The sequence below is a fragment of the Parabacteroides sp. AF27-14 genome, from assembly GCF_003635425.1.
In the GTDB taxonomy this organism is placed as follows: Bacteria; Bacteroidota; Bacteroidia; order Bacteroidales; family Tannerellaceae; genus Parabacteroides; species Parabacteroides distasonis.
Genome location: NZ_QTLZ01000002.1, coordinates 1 through 21,698, shown reverse-complemented (window position 1 = coordinate 21,698; position 21,698 = coordinate 1). Strand labels below are relative to the sequence as shown.

Here is a 21,698-nt window from a genome sequence, read left to right as displayed (position 1 = left end):
ATTTATTCTTTTAAAGGTTCTATTTCCTTATTATTTGTATCAATCTCCTCCCGCTTATCCTTCTTTTTATCGAGACCGAAAAAACGCTTTACCTTCGTGAAGAAACCTGCCACTTTCAAGGCTGCATCCTGTTCTTTTTTCGAGACTCCGACTGATTCCACCAAGGCTGGTCTTAGCATCTGCCATAGATAGTTGAACGTGGAATGATAGGGATCTCGCACGATTTCCATATCGACCTTACGTAATTTACTATCTTTTCGCTCCGGATGAGCCGGATTATTATCCCGTAGAACTAAGTTCGCCAATCTCGACAAGAAACCTTTTTGTATGGTCTCTCCGTCTTTCTCTTTCAATAAAGCCACTTTCAATTTCCTGTACGGGAAGTCTAACCGTATCCGGCCTTTCCGGCTTGAGGCATCCATATGAAAGACCACATCCTGTGCCCAACCGCTCACTACTTCCGCCGGCGCCAGAGGTTTTATGATCTCATTTAAGGAAAGCAAGTCTAGGCTATCCAAACGGGCATCCAATAGAAAGCGGTCGTATAATGAATCTACCGGGAGTTGCCATGTAGCCGTAAAATGGTCCGATCCCATCAGGTTCCCGTCCGCATGCAATCTGATGAATTGCTCCGGATAGGAAACGATATTGGTCAATCCTGAGAATTGGCCGTTCATATCGGTAAAATAAAGCTTACCGGGTTTGTCACCTTTAACGGGCAATTCCTCATAAACCACGGAGAAATTGGCAATGGAAGCCGTATCTATCTTGAAACGGACCGGAGCCTTTTGCAAACCCTCATAAATCATCGGGACGATATGAGGCTCCACCGGGATCTTCCGGTTCTTTAAGTTTTGTAATAAGACATCGTTTATCCAGAGCCCTCCCACATGTAATTCCTTGGTTGAGAAATATCCGGGAATATCCACGTCGGTCAATCTCACGTTCCCAACCTTCACGTCAAACCAATCTTGATGCTTAGGCTGTTTATAAGCGAATTCCATTTTAGAATAAGGCGAGACTAAATGTACGTGATCCAACCTCAAACCTGACTCTCTCAAATCCAGCCCCCCGATTTTCAAACGGTAGAAGCCGTTATCCAACGGTATATCGATATCCTTCGTCTGTAGCTGAAGATCACCTAATTGAAACGTCTTCTTCTTCAAATCCACAAACACATTCTCCAAAGCCAATTGGATATCCTTTTGGCTCTCAGTCCGCAATATTGTCGTATCCGATCCCCAAGACATAGAAAAATCACCATCGGATAAATCAAATCGGTCAAACCCGATCTGATAGATGCTATTCTTGGGAATCCGGATTCCCGTTAAAGAAATCAATGGGGTTGAAAAACGTATCGAGTCTTTTTTAGCAGCCAAAGTCACATCCTGTAGACGGAAAGAGCCGTTTACGGTGGATAGCGAACCTTTTCTTATAGTCACACGCAGATCCTTTCCCGGTAAGTAGTTATCGAAATCCCGGAAACTAAGACCAAAATGATCATACTTGAAAAACAATTGCCCACTCCGGTTCGTTTGCTCATCCACCAAGAAATTCGTAGCAAAGAAATTAAGGCCGTTGAGTCGGTACCGGGTCGTGTCATTTATCTCACGATCCTCCAATGTCACATTTGCGTTCTGAATCTGGATCTTACGGATGGAAAGATACCGAAGGAAAGGATTTAACAAACTCTCCACATCCACACGGCTATTTACAGATGTGCTTTTCCCTTTATCCGGAGATTCAACGGAGGGCGTTTTATAATAAACCAAGCGAGGCGACCGAACCTTCAGTAAATCTGCGCTAACACCTTTGTCGTACGCCAACCCGTCTATCCGGATCGTATCGATACTTCCCGACAAATAATCATTACGGGAGCGGACCGACAACGGACGCAGCCGCATGCTATCTATATGAAACGAGCCTAAGGCCGTATTCATCGCCAAACGCTTGATATCGAACCGATGATTACGAGCCCTCATGATCCCTTGTATATCATTCGCCTCAAACGCAATGGAACGAAAATAATTCAGTTCCTCGCCCGGAGCTACCAAGGAGTCGATCAGAAGACCTTCCGCATGGAAATTAAACTCAGGGATCGAGAAGTCCTCTATCTGCCCTTTCAAGGCTAAGGAATAGTGAAGGGCGGTTCGCTCTATTCGTATTTGATCCACGGATATACTATGTAGTACCGGAGAGATCACATCATATAACGATAATGCTTGCACCAAAGAATCCGCATCGGCATTCGCCTGCTTCTTCTCCCGAGTCAAGTCATACACCTTAATATCCGAAGATTGTATCTCAAAATTACGGGCGGACAAATAGTTCAAGGCATCTTCCCGTCTAAAGTGAATCCCTTGTATCTCTACGGTTTGTACCTTCCCCTCCAGATAATTCGTTGGTTTCCGATTGGTCTCCCCCCACAATAATTCTTGCGGAAGCAATTGGATCTTTTGGATATAGATAATGGAATCTTGGGTACTGAGGCATATACTATCCGTCTCCAACCTAAAATCATTATTTACCAACAAGGTTTGTGGCTGGTTCGTGACAAAATCGAAGTTATCGCAATACAACAGCTTCCCGCTCCGTGAAGAGGTAGAATCCAACATAAAACCATACGCATGGAAACTTACGTTATTCAACGTATAGATAATCGGCGAGACTTGGTTTTCCACATTATAAGAGATACTGGCATTTTCCAAGTTCAAGGTCTTTACGCTCAGGGCATCTATGTATGGAGAGATCACCTCGTACAACGTCTTCGATTCGGCATGCTCTACCGTATCTGCCGCCAGTCCGGAAACTAACGGGTTTGATCCGGAAGAGCCGTATACACGAACCTCCGGCGAGCGGATCTCAAAGGTATTGAAATGGAGTTGCCGGTAATTCCATCGCCATACCAAATTAATTCCCTTAAAATCTATCACCTCAATCCGGGTACTTACATAGGTATCGGGCAAGCTATCCAAGGCGGCCCAATGTTCAAAGACCTTAGAGTCCGGCTCCAATGAAATACCCTCTAGCCTTAGCTCTCCCTTGAAGAAGCTAATAGAAAGCTTATCGAAAGAAAGGCGATAAAAACCATCCGTAGCATTCGCCGTACGCTCTATCAGTTCTCTTTTCAGGTACCGCTCCAAACGACCTGTCAGGAAAAGATTCAAAACTAGGAACAATACAGCCAGCGATAAAACAGCGATCACCGTATGTTTCAATATCTTCCTTATCCTAGAACTCATCCTTTCCTTGATTTTTGCGATATAAACTTCTTTTTATAAAAACAAAATAGACCCGTTTATGTTGCCTTTCATCTAATAAAAAAGCCCCGGAGTCTATTAACCCCGAGGCTTACGATCTATCGATTGTTACTTCATTTTACAAAAGGAGCCTTGATCAAATAGTCGGCGCAATCCTTCACACCCGCAAATTGAGTACGTCCGTCCGGCATCTGCTCCAACTCTACGAAATAGTCTTTGATTCCGTTCGCGTACATTTGCTTGAATATCATCTCAAAGTTCATCATACCACTTTGGCCGAATACGGCACGATCCTTGATATGTAATACCTTGATACGATCCGGATGTTTCTGCATATACTCGACAGGATCGTTTTGTCCCATGACAGTCCAATAAACATCCATCTCGAAGTAAACCTTGCTCGGGTCCGTATCTTTCAGCATCAAGTCATAAATCTGGTCTCCGACTTTCATGAAAGCGGCGAAAGGATTTCCTTTCACCTTCTCCTGTTGCTCTTTCGTCGCGACCCGATTGAACTCCATATTATGATTATGATAGCCAAAACCAGTGGCGATACCCTCCGCCTTGATAACATCCGAGGCCTGGTTGAAAATATCGCAAACAAGTTTAGCCTCATCGTGCGTAGTAATCGTCGGCATCATCGGCTGGATCAAATATTTACAGCCTAGTTTCGCATGATCGGCAGCCGTAGCTTTCCAATACTCCATGATCTTTGGGGTAACCTCCTTCGAGTATTTGAAAATCATAGCCTTAAAAGGGTCAGAAATAGATGTGTCTACCGGATTCACGTGCGAGCTAATGATCTTCAAGCCAGCGTCTTCCGCCATTTTCTTGAAGTCCATCATAGGAACACCCCCGATAGCGCCTTTACCATAACCCGCCAACTCCAGCTTGGAGTATCCCATATCCTTCACCTTCCGAAGATTAGCGGCCACGTCACCTTTATATAATTCTTGGGATAAAGAATAGATCTGCAAGCCAATCTCTTTGCTGGCATGGACCTCATCCACAACTCCCAACGCAGCGTTCGCCGCATTTACGGAACCGGCTTTACCAGCCAGCAATCCACCAGCGGTAAAGAGAGAGATATTTTTTAAGAAATCCCGTCTGTTACTCATAACATCATTCTATTTAAATAGGCTTATTTACAGAAATAAGGCAATGAATACGGGTTGCGATATTGATACCAGTACAAACGGTGGGAAGCCGCCTCCTTATCATTACCGAAGCTTAATGTAGCCGGGTTCCATTTAACCGGACGGCCTAGCTCACGGGCAATATTCTGTAAACAGCAAAGCGTATTCGTACTGCAACCTACCTCAACCGGTGCGATCGGATTCTCACGTGAACGAACGCAGTCGATGAAGTTCTGCATATGCGGAGCACTAGTCTCATAATTACCCGCATCGTTACCCTTCTTTTTGCTGTCTTTCAGCTTCTTCATATATTCCTCATACATCTTCTTACGCTCTTCCGGAGTCATCATTCTCGGGCGCTTCTCGATCAAATTCTTCAAGTCGGCGGGGATCTTAGACTGATCAGAGCAGTTGATGTAGCCACGAGCTACCTCGATCCAACCGTTATCACCAACAAACTTAATACCCTGCGCATCCGGATTATCCTCCAAATAAGGTTGTTCAGTCATTACGATACCATTCGCATAGCGCATGGTTGAATATTGCGTGCCATTGTATCCCTTAGGTGTAAACTCTACCGGACCAGAGCCATCCATACCGATAGCGGCTTGGGCGATATCGAACATATGAGCGCCCCAGTCAGCGGTATAACCATTACCGGTCTCTTGATACCAACGCCATGCACCCCATAGTTTCTCGTTCTCTTCCGGGTCCAGAGAAATAGGAGGACATAAATCGGGATGATAATGGATCTTCGGATCGTTCAACGGACCCATCCACTGATTGAAGTTCAAATTAGCGGGAACCGGCATTTCCGGCAAGCTCAGCGGCGTAGGAGGCTCACCTACACGTGCATATATTTTCTCTATATGACCGATGGCTCCATTCTGAACCATATCGATCGCAGCTTGGAACTCTCTGCTGGAACGTTGCTGGCTACCTACTTGAAGCACACGTTTGTTATTACGTACAGCCTTCACCATAGCCAAGCCTTCGGAGATCGTATAAGCCAACGGTTTCTGGCAATATACGTCTTTTCCGGATTGACAAGAATGGATGGTAGCCAAAGCATGCCAATGGTCCGGGGTAGCGACCTCGATAGCATCGATATCCTTACGCTCCAGCAAATCCTCGTAAAACTCATATTGATCACAACGTTGGTTCATTCCCTTTGAAGCTTGCCATTCAGCGACACGTCTTCTGAAACGCTCTGTTTTCATCGTGTCCACGTCACAACATGCGGCAACCTGTACGCCCGGACATGCGGCAAATCCTTTAAAGTCTGATAATGCTTGCTGACCTAGGCCGATAAAACCTAAAACGACTCGATCGCTCGGAGCGATACGAACGCCATTCATGGCCCAACTGGGAAGAATTGTTAAACTAGCCAATCCTAGTGCGGAAAGACCCAAAAACTCTCTACGGCTTACGCCCTTCTTAGTGTTTTCTTTCATGGTAATTTTGTTAATAATATAAGATAAAATGTAACTTGGTCTGAGAATTATCGCCCCAAAGTTATAAAAAATAATTTATTTCCATAATAATCTTTTAATAAAAAAGGCTATCCTTGTCCGGGATAGCCTTATTTTGATTCATATCAATTCCTAAAACGCATATCCGAAGCCTACGTTCAGATAGATCGGATACATCCCGAAGGTAATCGTATCGAAATCCTTTTGGAAGATATCGTTCAATCCCCATGTCAAGTCAGCGTATACGATAAGGTGCTTAAACGCTTTCCATTCTGTACCGATCTGCGCTCCCCACTGAAACTTTCTTAAGTTATCCGAGAAATCATAGGAAGCACGGTTGTCACCAGAAAACTCCACCTTCGTACCGGTAGGATTGATCTCACGCAGATATCCGTCGTATACGTAGCCGGAGAAGTTCCGGTTTGTAGCGAACGAGACAAATGGTCCCGCCGAGAAACTCACCCGGTTATTCAATTGGTAAAGAGCCACGACCGGTATCGAGAAATAAGTGTTCTCCACTTTCGTCTGCACGCCGCCGGTCCAGTTTCCTTTCAGCTTCTCGCCACCGGAGCCAATGATCTCCATGCTGTAATTCTTAACCGTCGCTTTTGTCTCCATACCTTTATTCTCCAGACGGAGACCGATCATCATACCCCATTCCTTGCTCTCGCCGAACCATTTCTTGATATCGCCCTCTATGGAGACACAAAGCGTAGGGCGATAACTATCTATCGCACGAATCTCACGAGGCAATGGCACCGGAGCGGTTCCGCCGATATTGATACCGGCCTTTACCGTATATTCCAATCCCCTTAGGGAAGACCAGATTATTCCTTGGTTTCTTTCCTGTTGCGCCTTCAACGTAATGACACCCGACAAGCACAGTATACCTATTAATACTATATATCTTTTCATATCCTCTGTTTTTTTAGTTCTCACCGGACTGGATTATCTCAACCTCATCGATCCAAAGCGTGCTACCTTCCGCTCCCTCGAAGACATCACCTTTCAAACTCGAAGAGAAGACTATGGATAACTGATAACCACCTTTCGCCAGCTTATCCTTATCGATCACCTTACCGGGCTTAGCCACGAACGGGATATAGAAACGCGTCCACTCATCCGTCTCTTTCTGATCGCTGATCCGGGCAACGGATATCAGGTTCGGGCTTGTCAGCCCGTTGAAACCATCCAAATATTTCACATTCTCATCCGTCTCATAGAAGATGGCGTAGATATCACATTGGTCTTTCTTACCTTTTACCTCCTCGCCATTCACTTTATACGACTCACCCGCTTTATATTTATAATAACCACTCAAGTAAGTCGGCACATGATCGAAAGGACGTCCCAATCTCGTGCCTTTCCTTGCGTCCGGAATAGCGTTCAGCAAATCAAACGTACCGATGAAAAGGTTTCCGGCGGCGATAGGCATACCGAATCCGCTACCGAAACTACCCGTGCTGCGGGTCACCAACTTAGCGCATTTACCGACATATCCGTTATCGTCTTGCATGGTTGGGAAGTCTAAAGGCTCCAATTTATTATTGGTCAAGGCAAATCCGGCATTCCCGCTCGCCCAAGTCACGGAATCTCCATTCGATGTAAAGTCATAGAATATCTGGTAACGTCCATTCTTCGGCTCCATCGTTATATGCTCGAAATGATATTCCGTGCTTACGCCGGAGACGATACAACGCACCGTATAAGTCTTTGTCCAGTGACCATCCTCGGAAGTTACCGTATAGGTTCTCGGCGTCGTAAAATCAAAAGCGGAACCACTAGCCGGAGTGATAGTAGCGCCGGGAGTCAAGGTGAATACCGGGGCTAGGTTTGTAATATCGGCGTCACTTTTCACGGTCAGTGTCACGGATTCGTTGTCGATCTCCGGCTCGGCTTTCAATATATCGCCATCCACCGTACACGACAAGATATCCGCTTCCGCATTGGGCGCCTCCTCCCGGATACATGAAACAGAGATCATCACCATAAAAAAACAGAAAAGCAAATTTCGCAAAGTCATACTCTATACATTATATTATATACAACACATCGCCCTTTTAGGGTGAACATAATGCACAAAGTTAAACTATATTCTCCAATATCGCATCCCTATATCTTTTAATAACTTTTTTTACAAAGACGCAATGGTACATATCCTTACAATACCAACCTTACCGGACAGATATACTTCAAGTACCACAGGATATATACTTCAAGTGCCATAGGATATATACTTCATCGACTAAGTAAGTAGTTAAAAAGCTATTATCATTTGCGATTGTAAAGGATTTCGCTTAATATTGCAAATACTTTAAATCAATAGTAATACCATGACAACTCGAAGAGATTTTCTCCGGCAGACCGCTTTGCTCGGTGCCGGACTTACCATCAGTCCTTTTTTCATTAAAGCCGGGAGCGCTGGTGTGGGCGCAAACGATAAGATAGGCGTCGGGCTTATCGGATGTAACGGCATGGGATTCGAAGACCTGAAAGCGTTCCTTCGTAATCCGGAAGTAGAGTGTATCGCCTTGTCGGATATTGACGAGAACGTATTGAATAATCGGGCGGCAGAGACCGAGAAGATCACCGGGAAGAAAGTAAAGCATTTATATAAAGACTGGCGTAAATTGATAGACAATAAGGATATCGATCTCGTAATCGTAGGTACTCCCGATCATTGGCACTGCCTGCAAATGGTATCCGCTTGCCAAGCCGGGAAGGATGTGTATTGTGAGAAACCGCTGGGAAATAGTATCGAGGAATGTAACATCATGGTACGGGCGGCGCAGAAATACAACCGGGTCGTGCAGGTAGGCCAATGGCAACGTAGCGATCCGCATTGGCAGGACGCCATGCAATTCGTACATAGCGGACAGCTGGGTAAGATACGCACCGTACGTGTATTCTCTTATCAAGGTTGGTGCCCCTCTATCCCCGTCAAGCCGGACGAGGCGGTGCCCGCCGGAGTGGACTATGATATGTGGCTGGGGCCGGCCCCGAAACGTCCGTTCAATCGGAACCGTTTTCATTTCACATTCCGTTGGTTCTGGGATTATGCGGGAGGTTTGATGACGGACTGGGGCGTACATTTACTGGATTACGCATTGTATGGCATGAACGTCACCGCACCGGAGTCTATCATGGCTTCCGGAGGTAAATTTGGTTATCCGGATGACGCTTGCGAGACCCCGGACTTATTGCAAACCATTTATACATTCAAGGACTTCACCGTTATGTGGGATCATGCGATCGGCATTGACGACGGGGCCTACGGACGGAATCATGGCCTAGGATTCGTTGGCGAGAACGGTACCTTGGTGATCGATCGTGGCGGCTGGGAGGTTATTCCGGAAAAGGTAAACGGACAGGCCCGCATGGAGGCTGTTCCCTTGAAGAAGTCATACGGAGAGGGTGGCTTGAATTTGCATGCGAAGAATCATTTGGAATGTATCAAGAGCCGGAACCGGAATTGCAATGCCAGCGTAGAGATCGGGGCGCATATCGCCAAGTTCTCCCAATTAGGGAATATAGCCTATCGCACGGGTAAGAAATTATCGTGGGATGGAAAGAGTTTCCATGATACGGAGGCGGATAAACTATTGTGCAAGGAATACAGGGCACCGTGGGAATTACCGAAAATATAAGGATCTAGTTGTAGGGACGGGGCACGCCCCGTCTCTACAACTGGGTATTTATTGATGTTCGGGGCGTAACAGGTCGTTCACCGTCTTCACGGGGTTGAATGTCTCGATAGGAACTTCTACGAATACCGTGTTCCAGTCGCTCATGGCACCGTTCCACAAGCCCGGCAATTCCAGCGCTTTCAATTCGCGGCCATCCTTGCTCTTATAAGAGATGAAGCCCGTATTCTTATCCACGTAATCCGGCAAGTTGTATTTCTCTCCCTTGTGATTCTTAACGGCGCAAACCAAATCCACGGGATTAAAGTGAGTACCCTTCTCAAACATCGCCTTCTTAGCCGGATCGCTCATATCGATCTGGGAGCTTTCAAGCACCTGCAAGGAAACCGTACCGTCCGGATTCACCGCAAGGAACGGACCGCCACCCGGCTCGCCCACATTCTTCACCATACCGCATACACGCAACGGGCGAAGCAGTTTGCTCTTGATATACAGGATTAACTCGGCGTCTTCCAGTAATTTCGTATCCGGGTTCTTGATACATAGGTCGTCTTGCAAGAAATGAATCATCTCCTCTACCTCGGCATGGGTATATTTGCCGGTCTCGATCTGTTCCAGATATCTGAAGGCTTTCTCCTGCAATGTTACCAAGACACCGGCGATCACCTTCTTGTAGATAACCGTAGAGCATTTGAAGCTATCCGGAACCACGTTATCTATATTCTTGATAAATACCACGTCGGCATCCACATCGTTCAAATTCTCGATCAAGGCTCCATGCCCACCCGGACGGAACAATAACTTATCATTCTTATCGCGGAACGGCGTGTTATCCATAGCGGCCGCTACCGTATCAGTACTCGGTTTCTGGATACTGAAAGAGACATCGTATTTCACAGAGAACTTCTCCTCGTACTCGCCAGATTTATCGGCAACCAATTGCTCGAATAAAGCCTGATGCTCCGGAGATACCGTGAAATGGATATTCACCTCGCCGGCGTTATTCTTGGCGTACATGGCGCCTTCGGCCAGATGTTCCTCCATCGCCGTACGAACCGTATCGGCATATTTATGGAAAAGCAACAAACCTTTCGGTAGCTGTCCGTAATTCAAGCCTTTCGGCTCCAATAAATTGGATACCACCTCCTTGTACTCGCCCAAGGCTACCAACGCAGGAATATCTTTCCCTGTATTCTCCACGCACTTCTTGTCCAAAGCCTTATAGAAAGCGAATTTCTCGATCTCGCTAAAGAATTTCTTCTCGAAAGCGTTCGTCGGTTCCTTATAATCCGCTGAAAGGAACTCGTACAGATTCTTAAACATACGGCTAGCGGCACCGGAGGCAGGTACGAATTTTACGATTTTCTTGTTTTTAGCCAGATAAGCGTCCCAAGCATCCATATAAGAAGCCTGTTCCTCTTTAGATATTACCATAATACCTTTTTCTACCGAAGCGGAGGCCGCTATCTCAAGGAAAGGGAAACCTTTTACGAAGCAAGCGAGTTGCTCTTCAATCTGTTTTTCGCTGATTCCTTTGGCTTTCAGCTGTTCTAAATCGTTCGCGTTTAACATAGTATAGTATTTAATGTGAATAATCTCATCAGTAACGCCACAGGGCACTTATGCGCTATGTGTATCGCAAATGTATAAAATAACCGCAAGATACGTGTTGAAATTCCATAGAAAAAAGTATTTTTACAGCATGTTTTGCGGTTTGTCCTCAACCGGGCAATAAAAATGATATAACTATGGATACAATTGGATTCTTTACGTCTGAGGAAAAGAAGCTGTTCTTCTCCAAATACAGGCTCCTGTTACGAAACCTTTACTCTTTCCTCGAGAGGGAAGATATCCGGAAGATGAAGGAGCTGATGAAGCGGGTTGTCGCCCTCGATTGCTACGGCAGGGATAAGAATGGTATCAACGGTTTATTGCGAAATATCGACACGGCCTTGATCGCCACCTTGGAGATTGGCTTGAAACGTACCTCGGTCATCGCCCTCCTATTATACCGCCCGGTATTGAAGAAGGCGATCACGATAGAGGAAGTGGAGCAAAAATTCGGGGCGGACGTGACCTTGATCATCCGTCGCCTCTTGAAGACCTCCGACCTGTATGCCCGGAACACCGCCGTCAACTCGGAGAATTTCCATCATTTGCTTTTCTCGTTTGCTGAGGACGTACGTGTGATCTTGCTTATGATCGCCGACCGCCTCTGCCTCATGCGTATGGGAAAACAGATGCAAGAGGATGATCGTATCCGACTGGCTACCGAGGCCTCTTATTTGTACGCTCCCCTCGCCCACCGACTGGGTTTATATACGATCAAGAGCGAGCTGGAAGACCTTTCCTTGAAATATACGGACAGGAAACAGTATGACTTCATCAAGCGGAAGCTGAATGAGACGAAACGCTCCCGCGACGCTTATATCGCCGAGTTCATCGCCCCGATCAAGCGGAAGCTGACGGCGGCGGGATTCAAGTTCGATATCAAGGGACGTACTAAATCCATACATTCCATTAATAACAAACTGAAAAAGCAGCAGGTGGAGTTCGAGGGTATCTACGATCTTTTCGCTATCCGGATCGTATTGGATACGCCGCTGGAGAAGGAACGCTCGGAATGCTGGCAAGTCTACTCCATCGTCACCGATATGTACCAGCCCAACCCGAAGCGTATGAAGGACTGGATCTCTATCCCGAAGAGCAATGGTTACGAGAGCTTGCACATCACGGTTATGGGGCCGCAAAATAAATGGGTAGAGGTGCAGATCCGTACGAGGCGAATGGATGAGATCGCCGAGCGAGGCCTAGCGGCGCATTGGAAATACAAGGGCGTGAAAGCAGAGAGCGGGCTAGACGAGTTCTTGAATACCGTACGTGCCGCCTTGGAGGCCAAGGAGAATAATCCGCTCGACTTGATGCAGGATTTCAAGATGGATCTATATAAGGATGAGATCTACGTCTTCACGCCTACCGGCGAGCTTATCAAGCTGGCCAAGGGAGCGACGGTCCTCGATTTCGCCTTTGCCATCCACACGAAGCTGGGAAGCAAATGCGTGTCGGCGAAAGTGAACGGTAAGAACGTTCCGATCAAATACACCTTGAACAACGGCGATAGCGTATCCGTTATCACGTCGCCCGCCCAAAGCCCGAAGCGGGATTGGCTGAACTTCGTCGTCACCTCCAAGGCCCGTGTGAAGATCAAGCAGGCCTTGAAGGAGGAGACCGTGAAGGCCGTGGAATTCGCCAAGGAGATGTTGCAGCGCCGCTTCAAGAACCGGAAGATCGACATGGACGAGCCAACCATGATGCGCTATATCAAGAAGAAAGGATTCAAGACCGTCACGGACTTCTATATCGAGATCGCCGAAGAACGCCTCGATCCCAACCAAGTAATCGACGAATATCTGGAGGCTTTCCGCAAGGAGACGGAGACGAACGAGCGTACCGAGGTGCGTAGCGCCGAGGAATTCGTGACGATGACTCCGGTGGAGGAGATATCGACGAACAAGGATGTCTTGGTGATCGACAAGAACCTGACGGGTATCGAATATAAACTCGCCAAATGCTGCAACCCGATTTATGGCGACGAGGTTTTCGGTTTCGTCTCCACGCAAGGTATCAAGATACACCGCATGGATTGCCCGAACGCCCAAGAGATGTTCAGCCGCTTCGGTTACCGGATCATCCGCGCGAAATGGAGTGGCAAGGGAGACAATGGCTATACGGTTACGCTGCGGGTGATCGGACGGGACGATATAGCGATCGTCACCAACATCACCTCCGTGATCGGAAAAGAATCGAACGTCACGCTTCGCTCCTTAAACATCAACTCGGTAGACGGATTATTCCAAGGTAACTTTACCGTATTGGTAAGAGATACGACCGCATTAAACTTGCTGACGAAAAAGATCAAGGCGGTAAACGGCGTGAAAGCGGTAGAGCGATTAAATTCTTAGACAGTGTACTGTGCACGAAGTACCGTAGTACTCTGTACGAAGTACTACAGTCCCCTCTAGGAAGTACCGCAGTACTTCGTACAGGGGACTGGGCCAACTGTAAGACTGGGCCTTGTGACTATACCCGGATCACAGAATCGGCTTCAGCCCCATCTTCTCCGCACGTTGTATAAGGAATTGACGGGCCGCCTCATACTCGTTCGGGATCACGCCGTCGAGGATGGCGTTCTTGATCGCCTCTTTCAGCACGCCGACAGGCTTGGAGGGAGCCAAGCCAAACGTCTCCATGATCTCCTCGCCGGATACCGGGGGCTGGAAGTTACGGACACGGTCTTTTTCCTCTATATCGGCCAGCTTCTCGCGCACCTTACGGAAGTTGTTCAAGAAACGGCGAACCTTCTCCGGGTTCTTGCTCGTGATATCGGCCTCGCACAGTTTCATCAAATCGTCGATATCATCTCCCGCGTCAAACAGCAGACGGCGGATCGCCGAATCCGTCACCTCATCGTCCGACAAGGCGATCGGACGCATATGCAGGCTTACCATCTTCTGCACGTACTTCATCTTCTCGTTCATCGGGAGTTTCATCTTCCTAAAAATACCGGGGATCATCCGCTCACCGATAAAATTATGATTATGGAACGTCCATCCCAAGCGAGGGTCGAAACGCTTCGTGGCAGGCTTGGCGATATCGTGGAAGAGGGCGCTCCAACGCAGCCATAGATTATCGGAAGTCTTGCTCAAACGATCCAGCACCATCAAGGTATGGGCGAAATTATCCTTATGCCCGATCCCCTCCTTGGTCTCCACACCTTTCAAGGCGCAAAGCTCGGGGAAAATCAATGGCAACAGTCCGCATTTATCCAGCAAGTCGAAACCGATAGAGGGCTTTGGCGAGAGGACGATCTTGTTCAACTCGTCCACGATACGCTCCTTGGAGATGATGGAGATACGCTCCCGGTTGCGGATGATGGCGTCGAAGGTATCGGGATCGATAAAGAAACCTAATTGAGTGGCGAAACGAACCGCGCGCATCATCCGGAGCGGATCATCGCTGAAAGTAACATCCGGGTCTAAAGGCGTACGGATCGTAAGCTCGTCCATATCCTCCAACCCGCCGAAGGGATCGACCAATTCTCCGTAACGCTCCTTATTCAGGCAAAGGGCTAAAGCGTTGATCGTGAAATCGCGGCGGTTCTGGTCATCCTCCAAAGTGCCATCTTCCACGACTGGCTTACGGCTGTCATGGCTGTAGGATTCTTTCCTCGCCCCCACGAATTCCAGCTCCAGATCGCCGGCTTTCACCTGCGCCGTCCCGAAATTCTTGAAGACGGAAAGATAAGCGCCACGCCCGATCTTCTTGGCCACTCGTTTGGCCAACTCGATACCGCTGCCTACCGCTACCACGTCTATATCCTTGGATGGGCGGTTCAAGAAAATATCCCGCACATATCCGCCTATTACATATACCTCAACACCTAGCTCTTCCGCCGCCTCCGATATCAAATGGAAAGGCTTCGCGGATATATGATTTACTATCTCTTCCTCGTTTATATACATATTTATGTATTCCAAATCCAATAAAGAGCGCAAAGATAATCAAATTTCATGTACTTTTGCGGTATCAAATACATTGAACGAGAAAGATATGAAAAAGTTAGCGATCTGTATAACGCTCATTGCCGCCATTTTAACGGGCTGTAACGGAGACGAGAAAGCGGCTCAGGCCCGTTTGGACAAGGCCCGGGCCATGTACGAGAATAACGAGTTTTTCGGGGCGAAGAACGAGATAGACAGTATCCGGACGCTCTATCCCAAGGAAGTAAAGGTGCTGAAGCAGGGATTAACGCTTATGCGCCAAGTAGAAGTAAAGGAGGCGGAGCGAAACATCGCTTTCTGCGACAGCTTACTCCCGATCAAGCTGGAGGAAGTAGAGGGATTGAAGAAAGGCTTCGCTTTCGAGAAGGATTCCGTTTACGAGGAAATCGGCAATTATATCTGGAAACAGCAGACGATCGAGCGCAACGTGCAACGTTGTTACGTACGTTGCGGCGTGAACGAGGAGGGCGAGATGTATCTGGCCAGCGTATATTACGGCGGACGCCCCATCGAGCATACGGGAATCAAGCTGAGCCTGAAAGACGGCCAATTCGCCGAGACCGCTTCCATCCCGTACGACGGCGGACTGAATTACCGCTTCAAGGATATGGGAAGCACCACGGAGGTAGTGACCTACAAGGGGGAGCACTGCGTCGATGCCGTCAAGTTCATCTACGATAACGAGAAAGAGCGGATCAAGGTGGAATACACGGGAGGCAAGCCTTACATTATATATATGGCGGACGCCGACAAGAAAGCGATCGTCAACACCTTCAACCTCGCCACCGTATTAAGCGATATCAAGAGCATGAACACCTTGAAAGAGAAATCAGAGAAGAAGATCGCTTATCTAAAGAATAAACTGGAGGAGTAGAATCCCTCCATACAAATGGCCTACCTATAAACAAAGCACCGGGACCCCTACCATACAGTAGGAATCCCGGCGTTAGTATACAGACTGATATCCACTATCAGTTATTCATCATTTAACGACGACCTTCTGGGCGGTCTCGCCATCAACGGAAACTACCACGATACCTTTCGATGCCGGCATCACGAAGTTATCTGAAGAAGCGATAGCGGAAGCGGTGGTCTGACCTAAGATGTTAGACAATGTAACCGTCTTGCCTGCCGCGTTCAAGACCGTAACGCTAGCCTCGCCAGCGATTACCGTGAAGCTGGCAACCTCTTCCAATTGTTCGTTGGAAACCGGAGTCGGAGCATTCTCGATCGTGAACGGAACGCCAACATTAGACATTACCACAACATTGTTTACCACACCTACATAAGGAGTCTTCAACTCGCCCGCAGCCACGGTGCGATTCAGCTCTTTCTGGTTCTCCAATAAGTAACCACCATCCTGAGTTGTCTTGAAGGCGAACAAAGCATTGTTATCCAAAGACGGAACGATATTCGCTTTATCGCTGAAGCCTACACGATAGTAAGTAGCGCCATTGCTAACGAATGTCTCGTTAGAATCCCGCAAGGATACCATATAGTAGCGAGGAGAAACAGCTTTGGTAGTTGTCTCCGGCGTATAGATCGATGTCGTGATGAAATACAACGGTTTACCAGCGATCACGGTATCGGCTTCTTGAACCCACAAAGAGAAGTTGTCAGTCTCATAAGTTGACTTCAAGATATCTTGGCCTTCGTTCTTCACTTCGGCGAAGAAATTCAGCGGATTCATCGTCAAGAACTTACCATTCGTACCGAAACGCTTGTGAGAATTGTCGATAGAAGCGTACTCCGGAGCCTCTACAGCGACAAAGTCGAAGTAGTTAACCTTATCGGAAAGGATCAGGTTCGCCGTATTCACGTTCATAAAGACATATTGAGTGGTCGCGCCTACCCTTGTAGCCATCTGGTATTTGCCACCGGTCGTAGCCGTATTGAATACGAATTCCAACGGAGCGGTATAATCAGATAATTTCAACGGCCCACCATTCTCGCTGGCAACCAAATCATTGCTGAAACGTTCTTTCAACATATAAGTCGCATGATACAAGGTATCACCTAAAGCACGGGCACCTAAACCATCCGTTACATTCTGTACGGAATCTTGGCTAACCACGATACGAAGAGCGGCTGCGTTCGCTGCGTCACCGGATTTAATCATCAATACGGAATCTGAAGTAAACGCATACAGATCGTCTACGCCCGGAGTACCGGAGATCAAGTTCAATACATAACCATTATCGGCGAGTTCCTCCGCAGAGAAGTGACGAGTACCCAAGAATTTATCCTTTAAATCCACATTCGCTTGATATTCCACCGTAATAGAATCGATGCTACCCCCAAATGTATAGGTATTGGCCATACCTTGAACGGCGAAGATCTCCTCGTTAGAAATAATAGTCGTATTCGTATTACGGTCTACAACCGAATACATTCCGTTGTTTTCCTTGATATACCATTGTCCCTTCGGTTGATAAATAGAAGGTTTGAAACCTGCCGCAGTTACCAATTTATCGGAAGCGGCACTCTTATCGTAAGCGACAGCGTATTGTCCGCCCTTATCGCCCTTGCTCGCACTCTTCAAGAAGTATACGCCTGTACCTGTAGCGATCGTAGAAGGAGTTCCCTTCGTTACGGTAATAACAGGAGCGGCTCCTTGAGCAGGTTGAGTAGAACCCGACTGCAAGTCAGATACGGTCAAGGCTTTCGTCTCGATCACGCTGGCATATACGACACGTACGTTCGGAACGGAGGTCATCGGACTTGCGTTCACGGTCGGAGCGGCAGCGGCATACATAGCCAAAGCATCGTTCTTCAAGTTGATCGTGAAATAGAATTTCTGGAAATCAGCGTTACCCAGTGTATGCAAGCCACTAGCGTCATAGGTGGAGTCAGCCGTAAACTTAGCCCCATATACACCGGTAGCACCGGCTATCACATTCTTCAATGTATCGACACCTAAGTATTTTGCTTTACCATCACTAAATACTTGGTCACCTTGGATCTGCAAGGTCACATATTTAGCGTTCGCAATAGCGCCTGTAGCGGGAGCCGCCGTATTCTTCGCTATCAAGTTCTTACCCTCGAAGATATTTCCTTGATAATTTCCTCCAAACGTCAATTGAAAGACTTGGAAACCATCCCCCAGCTCACTTGCGCTCAAATACATAGCGTCGCTAGGAGCCTCTACGGTAAATTTCGTAGAAGAGGCAGAAGAACCTAAGCTCAAGTCTGTCCCAGCTACATCCAACGCCAAGATTTGATTGTTTCCGAAATAAGCCTGAATAGCGCTACCACCGGCAGCGTCAGAGAATGTCCACTGATTCACGCCCGATGTGATAACAGGCTTTGCCGTAGATGAAGCCGCAAACGACAAAACGGCCTGTGTCTTCTTGTTCTTGAATTGATACACAGGACCAGCAGGAGTCGTGCCCGCATTCGTGATTTGCCACAAGGCAGAATCAATAGCGGCTTTGGTAGCGTCTGACGCCAAAGTTTTAACAATTACTGAGTCGGCTTTCTCACCACTTAAAGACAAAACGGAAGAACCTGTCTTTAAATAATAATAGTTACCGGCTTTCCACTGAGCCTCCGGAACGGTCGTACTCGACTGAGCATTAGCCGAGAATACGCCCGCAACCATCAGGGCCGCAGCAATAAGAGTACATTTTTTGTCCATAATCAAATAGATTTTATTTATTAATCACAGTCTAAACAGGGGTTGTTTAGAAAAGGTTTTGAGGGCGTATGAGATTAACAATCGATTTAGCGTCTTATAACAAAAATCGTCCTATTCTCACGAACAGGACGACTATACTACTAAAAATGTAAACAGTGTATTTATATAGTAATATCATGAAACTATATATTTTGGAGAAAAACCGCTCCACCTTCACAGGCAAAACGGCTGGAAATCTAATCTACTCAATAAATATCTTCACAGGCTTACTCGAAATAAGCATGTTCTTTTACGACATGACCTCTGTCATCGAAATAAACCTTATATATCTTACCATTTCTGGAAAGTAATACTACCTTATACTTCACAAACGTGCTATTGTTTGACACCTCAACTGATTTCACCATACATCCCTCATAGGAAGTATTTACCGCATCACGCAATACTTGGGGCATATCAGTTACCTCGATCGGATAAAATTTATCCTGTGCCACTGTTTCCTTAGCGCTACCGGCCATCCCGGCTTGCGCTTCTACATCAGGGGCAATAAATAAGCCACATAAAGCGACAATAACCCCGTAAACAATCTTTTTCATACCTTAAAAACCTAAATACCTAAACCTTTTTTCTCTTACATCATAAATTCGCAGTATAGGGTGCAATCTCCGTGCCAAAACTCACCCTAAAAAACGACAAGAGAATAATAAGTTGTAAATCCGACAATTAACCAAAAGCGAAGAATCAATCATTCGGTTGCCAAAGTGTGGAACAAACCGTGGAATGTGGAAAATTTCCCCACGAGAGTGTGGAATCTCTACACACTACTATAAAAAACGAGGCCCACCCTTAATCTATATAAGGATGAGCCTTAAATCATTCTACTTAAATATAATCAAATAAAAATACTAAAGTAATAAAATAAAGTTCCGTAATATCATATACACTCTGTGTCTAATCTCTAATTTGCGATTCACAAAGATAAATCTTTTTGTTCAACCATCTATAAAATAACCGCTCATCTAACGAAACTCAAAGATTTTTGAACAAAAAGATTCCTTTTAAGGACAAGTCATAGATTATCACGAACTTCAATCCTTCGCTTGGTGTACGGTAAGTTGCGGGAATGGGAAACCGATACCTACCTCATTGAAGGTCGCGTAGATATTCTTGTTAATATCGAAATACACGCCCCAATAGTCGGAACTGTTTACCCAAACACGTACTACCACGTTTACGCTGCTGTCCGCCAAGGCTGTCAAGGCGATAAACGGAGCGGCCGGCTCGGACAAGATGCGGGAATCCTTCGCCAATACAGACTCTATCACTTGCTTTACTTTCTCATAATCGCTGCCGTATTCCACGCCAAAAGTCCAGTCTACACGGCGAGTCGTCTGGTTACTGAAATTAGTCACAACGCCACTGCTCAAAGAGCCGTTCGGTATATAAATGACCTTATTATCAACCGTACCTAATACGGTATGGAACATCTGGACCTCTTTCACGGTACCGCCAACGCCCTGCGCCTCAATATAATCACCCACCTTATAAGGCTTGAAAAGAAGGATGATCAATCCACCGGCAAAGTTTGACAGGTTACCGCTCAATGCCATACCGACAGCGACACCGGCGGAAGCCAACAAGGCGGCAAACGACGTAGTTTGAACGCCTAACGCCCCTACGACTGAAATAATCAATAAAATGGTTAAACTGACATTCACCAAACTGCCGACAAAAGTCTTGACAGAAGGATCGATATCCCGTTTGCTCAATATCTTCCGAACCAGTTTATTAAGTAAGTTTATAACCAATCGTCCCACCAAGAAGACAATAAGGGCTTTAATAATCGTAAAACCCAATTGGGAGCCATGCTCAACCAAGGATCTGATAGCTTCCTCTAATTTAGAACTCGCTTCTACAGCTGCTAATAATACCATATCTCTTCTATTTTAATTAATCTATTAATTATATAACAATCTGATCTTCCAAAATATTATGAAATGTAGCAAAGGTATAAAGTTTTTTTAATCTGGTAAAACCATGAAATAATTACGTAGCTTTGCGATCAATCAAATAACACGTTAAATTCGACAGCATGAAAATCCTTGCGATACTCGCCGCCCTTTTCCTTTCAATAGGCTATGGCCACGCTCAGACATACGAGAAGTTTGTCGAGAAAAGTTTTGACTTCTTGGACAAGAACGACTTAGTCTCCGCCGAAGAGAGCCTACGAGCCGCCATGCGCCTTGAACCGGGCAACCCCAATAACTACGCCTTGCTCATGAATCTCGGGACGATACAGCGTAGACAAGGGAAACTGGAAGATGCCCTTCTCTCCTATACCGCCGCCCTAAGCCGCCATCCGAATAATGAGGCCATACTGGAAAATCGTGCCGGCTTATATACGGAAATGGGTGAGATAGAAAAAGCGACGAACGATTACAATGCCCTGTTAATCTTGAACCCCCATCATCAAGAGGCGTTATATTGCAGGGCAATGCTTCATTTACAACATAAGAACTATCTTTTGGCCGAGCAGGATTTCGATAAGATACTGGAAGTAAACGAGAAATCCGTGAAAGGACGTCTGGGACACGCGATTCTCGAAAAGCTACGGGGGAATTACGATGAGAGCGAACGCATCTTTAATTACTTGATCAGCGAGATGCCCCGTGAATGGATCTTATACGAAGGCCGTGCCGATCTATACTTCATGATGGGCAAGAACGCCCGGGCTATGGCCGATATCAATCGTGTTTTCGTGGAAAGTACCCCGACAGCCGCTTTATATGTATTGCGAGGCAAAGTAAAACTCGCCCAATATGAGAAGGCATCGGCCGCCTTAGACTTCAAGAAAGCTGAGGATATGGGATATGATAAAACGACTATCGACGAGTTGATGAAGATGGCTCGTTAAGGCTGTTTTTATACGTATAGTGGCATCGGCTCACGCGAGTAGTGGCGTAGGCCAATGCCACTACTCGCGTGAGC

At 46.6% G+C, this 21,698-nt stretch carries 14 protein-coding genes; 4 read left to right on the top strand and 10 right to left on the bottom strand.

The window, feature by feature from the left end; translation table 11 throughout:
* Positions 1-2: 2 nt before the first annotated feature.
* From DWY79_RS02195 to DWY79_RS02175, 5 genes are all read right to left on the bottom strand, one after another.
* Entirely contained in the window at positions 3-3,242 is a 3,240-nt protein-coding gene (locus tag DWY79_RS02195) for a hypothetical protein (protein ID WP_122368771.1), read from the bottom strand.
* 131 nt (positions 3,243-3,373) lie between these two features.
* Positions 3,374-4,378: a sugar phosphate isomerase/epimerase gene (locus DWY79_RS02190; protein ID WP_008780070.1), complete on the bottom strand. Its 1,005-nt coding sequence runs from the start codon at positions 4,376-4,378 to the stop codon at positions 3,374-3,376.
* A 23-nt stretch (positions 4,379-4,401) separates the two neighbouring features.
* Positions 4,402-5,850, bottom strand: coding sequence for a Gfo/Idh/MocA family protein (locus tag DWY79_RS02185; protein WP_122368770.1), 1,449 nt, complete (start codon positions 5,848-5,850; stop codon positions 4,402-4,404).
* A 150-nt stretch (positions 5,851-6,000) separates the two neighbouring features.
* The gene (locus DWY79_RS02180; protein WP_036613222.1) at positions 6,001-6,783 is read right to left on the bottom strand and encodes a porin family protein; all 783 of its coding nucleotides are present in this window, start codon (positions 6,781-6,783) and stop codon (positions 6,001-6,003) included.
* 13 nt (positions 6,784-6,796) lie between these two features.
* Positions 6,797-7,891 carry a PCMD domain-containing protein gene (locus DWY79_RS02175; RefSeq protein WP_005854489.1) on the bottom strand — a complete coding sequence of 365 codons (1,095 nt, stop codon included), beginning with the start codon at positions 7,889-7,891 and terminating at the stop codon, positions 6,797-6,799.
* A 310-nt stretch (positions 7,892-8,201) separates the two neighbouring features.
* Here DWY79_RS02175 and DWY79_RS02170 point away from each other — a divergent pair, with 310 nt between their 5' ends.
* Positions 8,202-9,515 (top strand): Gfo/Idh/MocA family protein, encoded by a 1,314-nt coding sequence (locus tag DWY79_RS02170; RefSeq protein ID WP_011966673.1) that lies wholly within the window; start codon positions 8,202-8,204, stop codon positions 9,513-9,515.
* 48 nt (positions 9,516-9,563) lie between these two features.
* Here DWY79_RS02170 and DWY79_RS02165 read toward each other — a convergent pair whose 3' ends face one another.
* The gene (locus DWY79_RS02165) at positions 9,564-11,084 is read right to left on the bottom strand and encodes a DUF4301 family protein (RefSeq protein WP_122368769.1); all 1,521 of its coding nucleotides are present in this window, start codon (positions 11,082-11,084) and stop codon (positions 9,564-9,566) included.
* Positions 11,085-11,260: 176 nt separating this feature from the next.
* Between DWY79_RS02165 and DWY79_RS02160 the strand changes: the two genes are divergently transcribed.
* Entirely contained in the window at positions 11,261-13,474 is a 2,214-nt protein-coding gene (locus tag DWY79_RS02160; RefSeq protein WP_057329061.1) for a bifunctional (p)ppGpp synthetase/guanosine-3',5'-bis(diphosphate) 3'-pyrophosphohydrolase, read from the top strand.
* A gap of 129 nt (positions 13,475-13,603) precedes the next feature.
* On the opposite strand, the gene DWY79_RS02155 is transcribed toward DWY79_RS02160, so the two are convergent.
* Entirely contained in the window at positions 13,604-15,034 is a 1,431-nt protein-coding gene (locus DWY79_RS02155) for a CCA tRNA nucleotidyltransferase (RefSeq protein WP_005854484.1), read from the bottom strand.
* Positions 15,035-15,122: 88 nt separating this feature from the next.
* On the opposite strand from DWY79_RS02155, the gene DWY79_RS02150 reads away from it, so the two are divergent.
* Entirely contained in the window at positions 15,123-15,947 is an 825-nt protein-coding gene (locus tag DWY79_RS02150) for a hypothetical protein (RefSeq protein WP_005864407.1), read from the top strand.
* Between the two features lie 108 nt (positions 15,948-16,055).
* On the opposite strand, the gene DWY79_RS02145 is transcribed toward DWY79_RS02150, so the two are convergent.
* The 3 genes from DWY79_RS02145 to DWY79_RS02135 all read right to left on the bottom strand — a co-directional run bounded on the left by DWY79_RS02145 (position 16,056) and on the right by DWY79_RS02135 (position 20,644).
* Positions 16,056-18,710 carry a DUF6383 domain-containing protein gene (locus DWY79_RS02145; protein WP_122368768.1) on the bottom strand — a complete coding sequence of 885 codons (2,655 nt, stop codon included), beginning with the start codon at positions 18,708-18,710 and terminating at the stop codon, positions 16,056-16,058.
* Between the two features lie 266 nt (positions 18,711-18,976).
* Entirely contained in the window at positions 18,977-19,306 is a 330-nt protein-coding gene (locus DWY79_RS02140) for a hypothetical protein (protein WP_005854481.1), read from the bottom strand.
* Positions 19,307-19,798: 492 nt separating this feature from the next.
* Positions 19,799-20,644 (bottom strand): mechanosensitive ion channel family protein, encoded by an 846-nt coding sequence (locus DWY79_RS02135; protein WP_005854480.1) that lies wholly within the window; start codon positions 20,642-20,644, stop codon positions 19,799-19,801.
* A gap of 158 nt (positions 20,645-20,802) precedes the next feature.
* Between DWY79_RS02135 and DWY79_RS02130 the strand changes: the two genes are divergently transcribed.
* On the top strand, positions 20,803-21,624 hold the full coding sequence (locus tag DWY79_RS02130; protein ID WP_008780061.1) for a tetratricopeptide repeat protein: 822 nt from the start codon (positions 20,803-20,805) through the stop codon (positions 21,622-21,624).
* The last annotated feature ends 74 nt before the right edge of the window (positions 21,625-21,698 follow it).

Bases quoted from the DNA above. Each gene is read 5' to 3' on its own strand.
- DWY79_RS02185 (WP_122368770.1), bottom strand. From the start codon at position 5,850: ATGAAAGAAAACACTAAGAAGGGCGTAAGCCGTAGAGAGTTTTTGGGT.
- DWY79_RS02155 (WP_005854484.1), bottom strand. From the start codon at position 15,034: ATGTATATAAACGAGGAAGAGATAGTAAATCATATATCCGCGAAGCCT.
- DWY79_RS02170 (WP_011966673.1), top strand. From the start codon at position 8,202: ATGACAACTCGAAGAGATTTTCTCCGGCAGACCGCTTTGCTCGGTGCC.
- DWY79_RS02195 (WP_122368771.1), bottom strand. From the start codon at position 3,242: ATGAGTTCTAGGATAAGGAAGATATTGAAACATACGGTGATCGCTGTT.
- DWY79_RS02190 (WP_008780070.1), bottom strand. From the start codon at position 4,378: ATGAGTAACAGACGGGATTTCTTAAAAAATATCTCTCTCTTTACCGCT.
- DWY79_RS02165 (WP_122368769.1), bottom strand. From the start codon at position 11,084: ATGTTAAACGCGAACGATTTAGAACAGCTGAAAGCCAAAGGAATCAGC.
- DWY79_RS02160 (WP_057329061.1), top strand. From the start codon at position 11,261: ATGGATACAATTGGATTCTTTACGTCTGAGGAAAAGAAGCTGTTCTTC.
- DWY79_RS02140 (WP_005854481.1), bottom strand. From the start codon at position 19,306: ATGAAAAAGATTGTTTACGGGGTTATTGTCGCTTTATGTGGCTTATTT.
- DWY79_RS02135 (WP_005854480.1), bottom strand. From the start codon at position 20,644: ATGGTATTATTAGCAGCTGTAGAAGCGAGTTCTAAATTAGAGGAAGCT.
- DWY79_RS02150 (WP_005864407.1), top strand. From the start codon at position 15,123: ATGAAAAAGTTAGCGATCTGTATAACGCTCATTGCCGCCATTTTAACG.
- DWY79_RS02145 (WP_122368768.1), bottom strand. From the start codon at position 18,710: ATGGACAAAAAATGTACTCTTATTGCTGCGGCCCTGATGGTTGCGGGC.
- DWY79_RS02130 (WP_008780061.1), top strand. From the start codon at position 20,803: ATGAAAATCCTTGCGATACTCGCCGCCCTTTTCCTTTCAATAGGCTAT.
- DWY79_RS02175 (WP_005854489.1), bottom strand. From the start codon at position 7,891: ATGACTTTGCGAAATTTGCTTTTCTGTTTTTTTATGGTGATGATCTCT.
- DWY79_RS02180 (WP_036613222.1), bottom strand. From the start codon at position 6,783: ATGAAAAGATATATAGTATTAATAGGTATACTGTGCTTGTCGGGTGTC.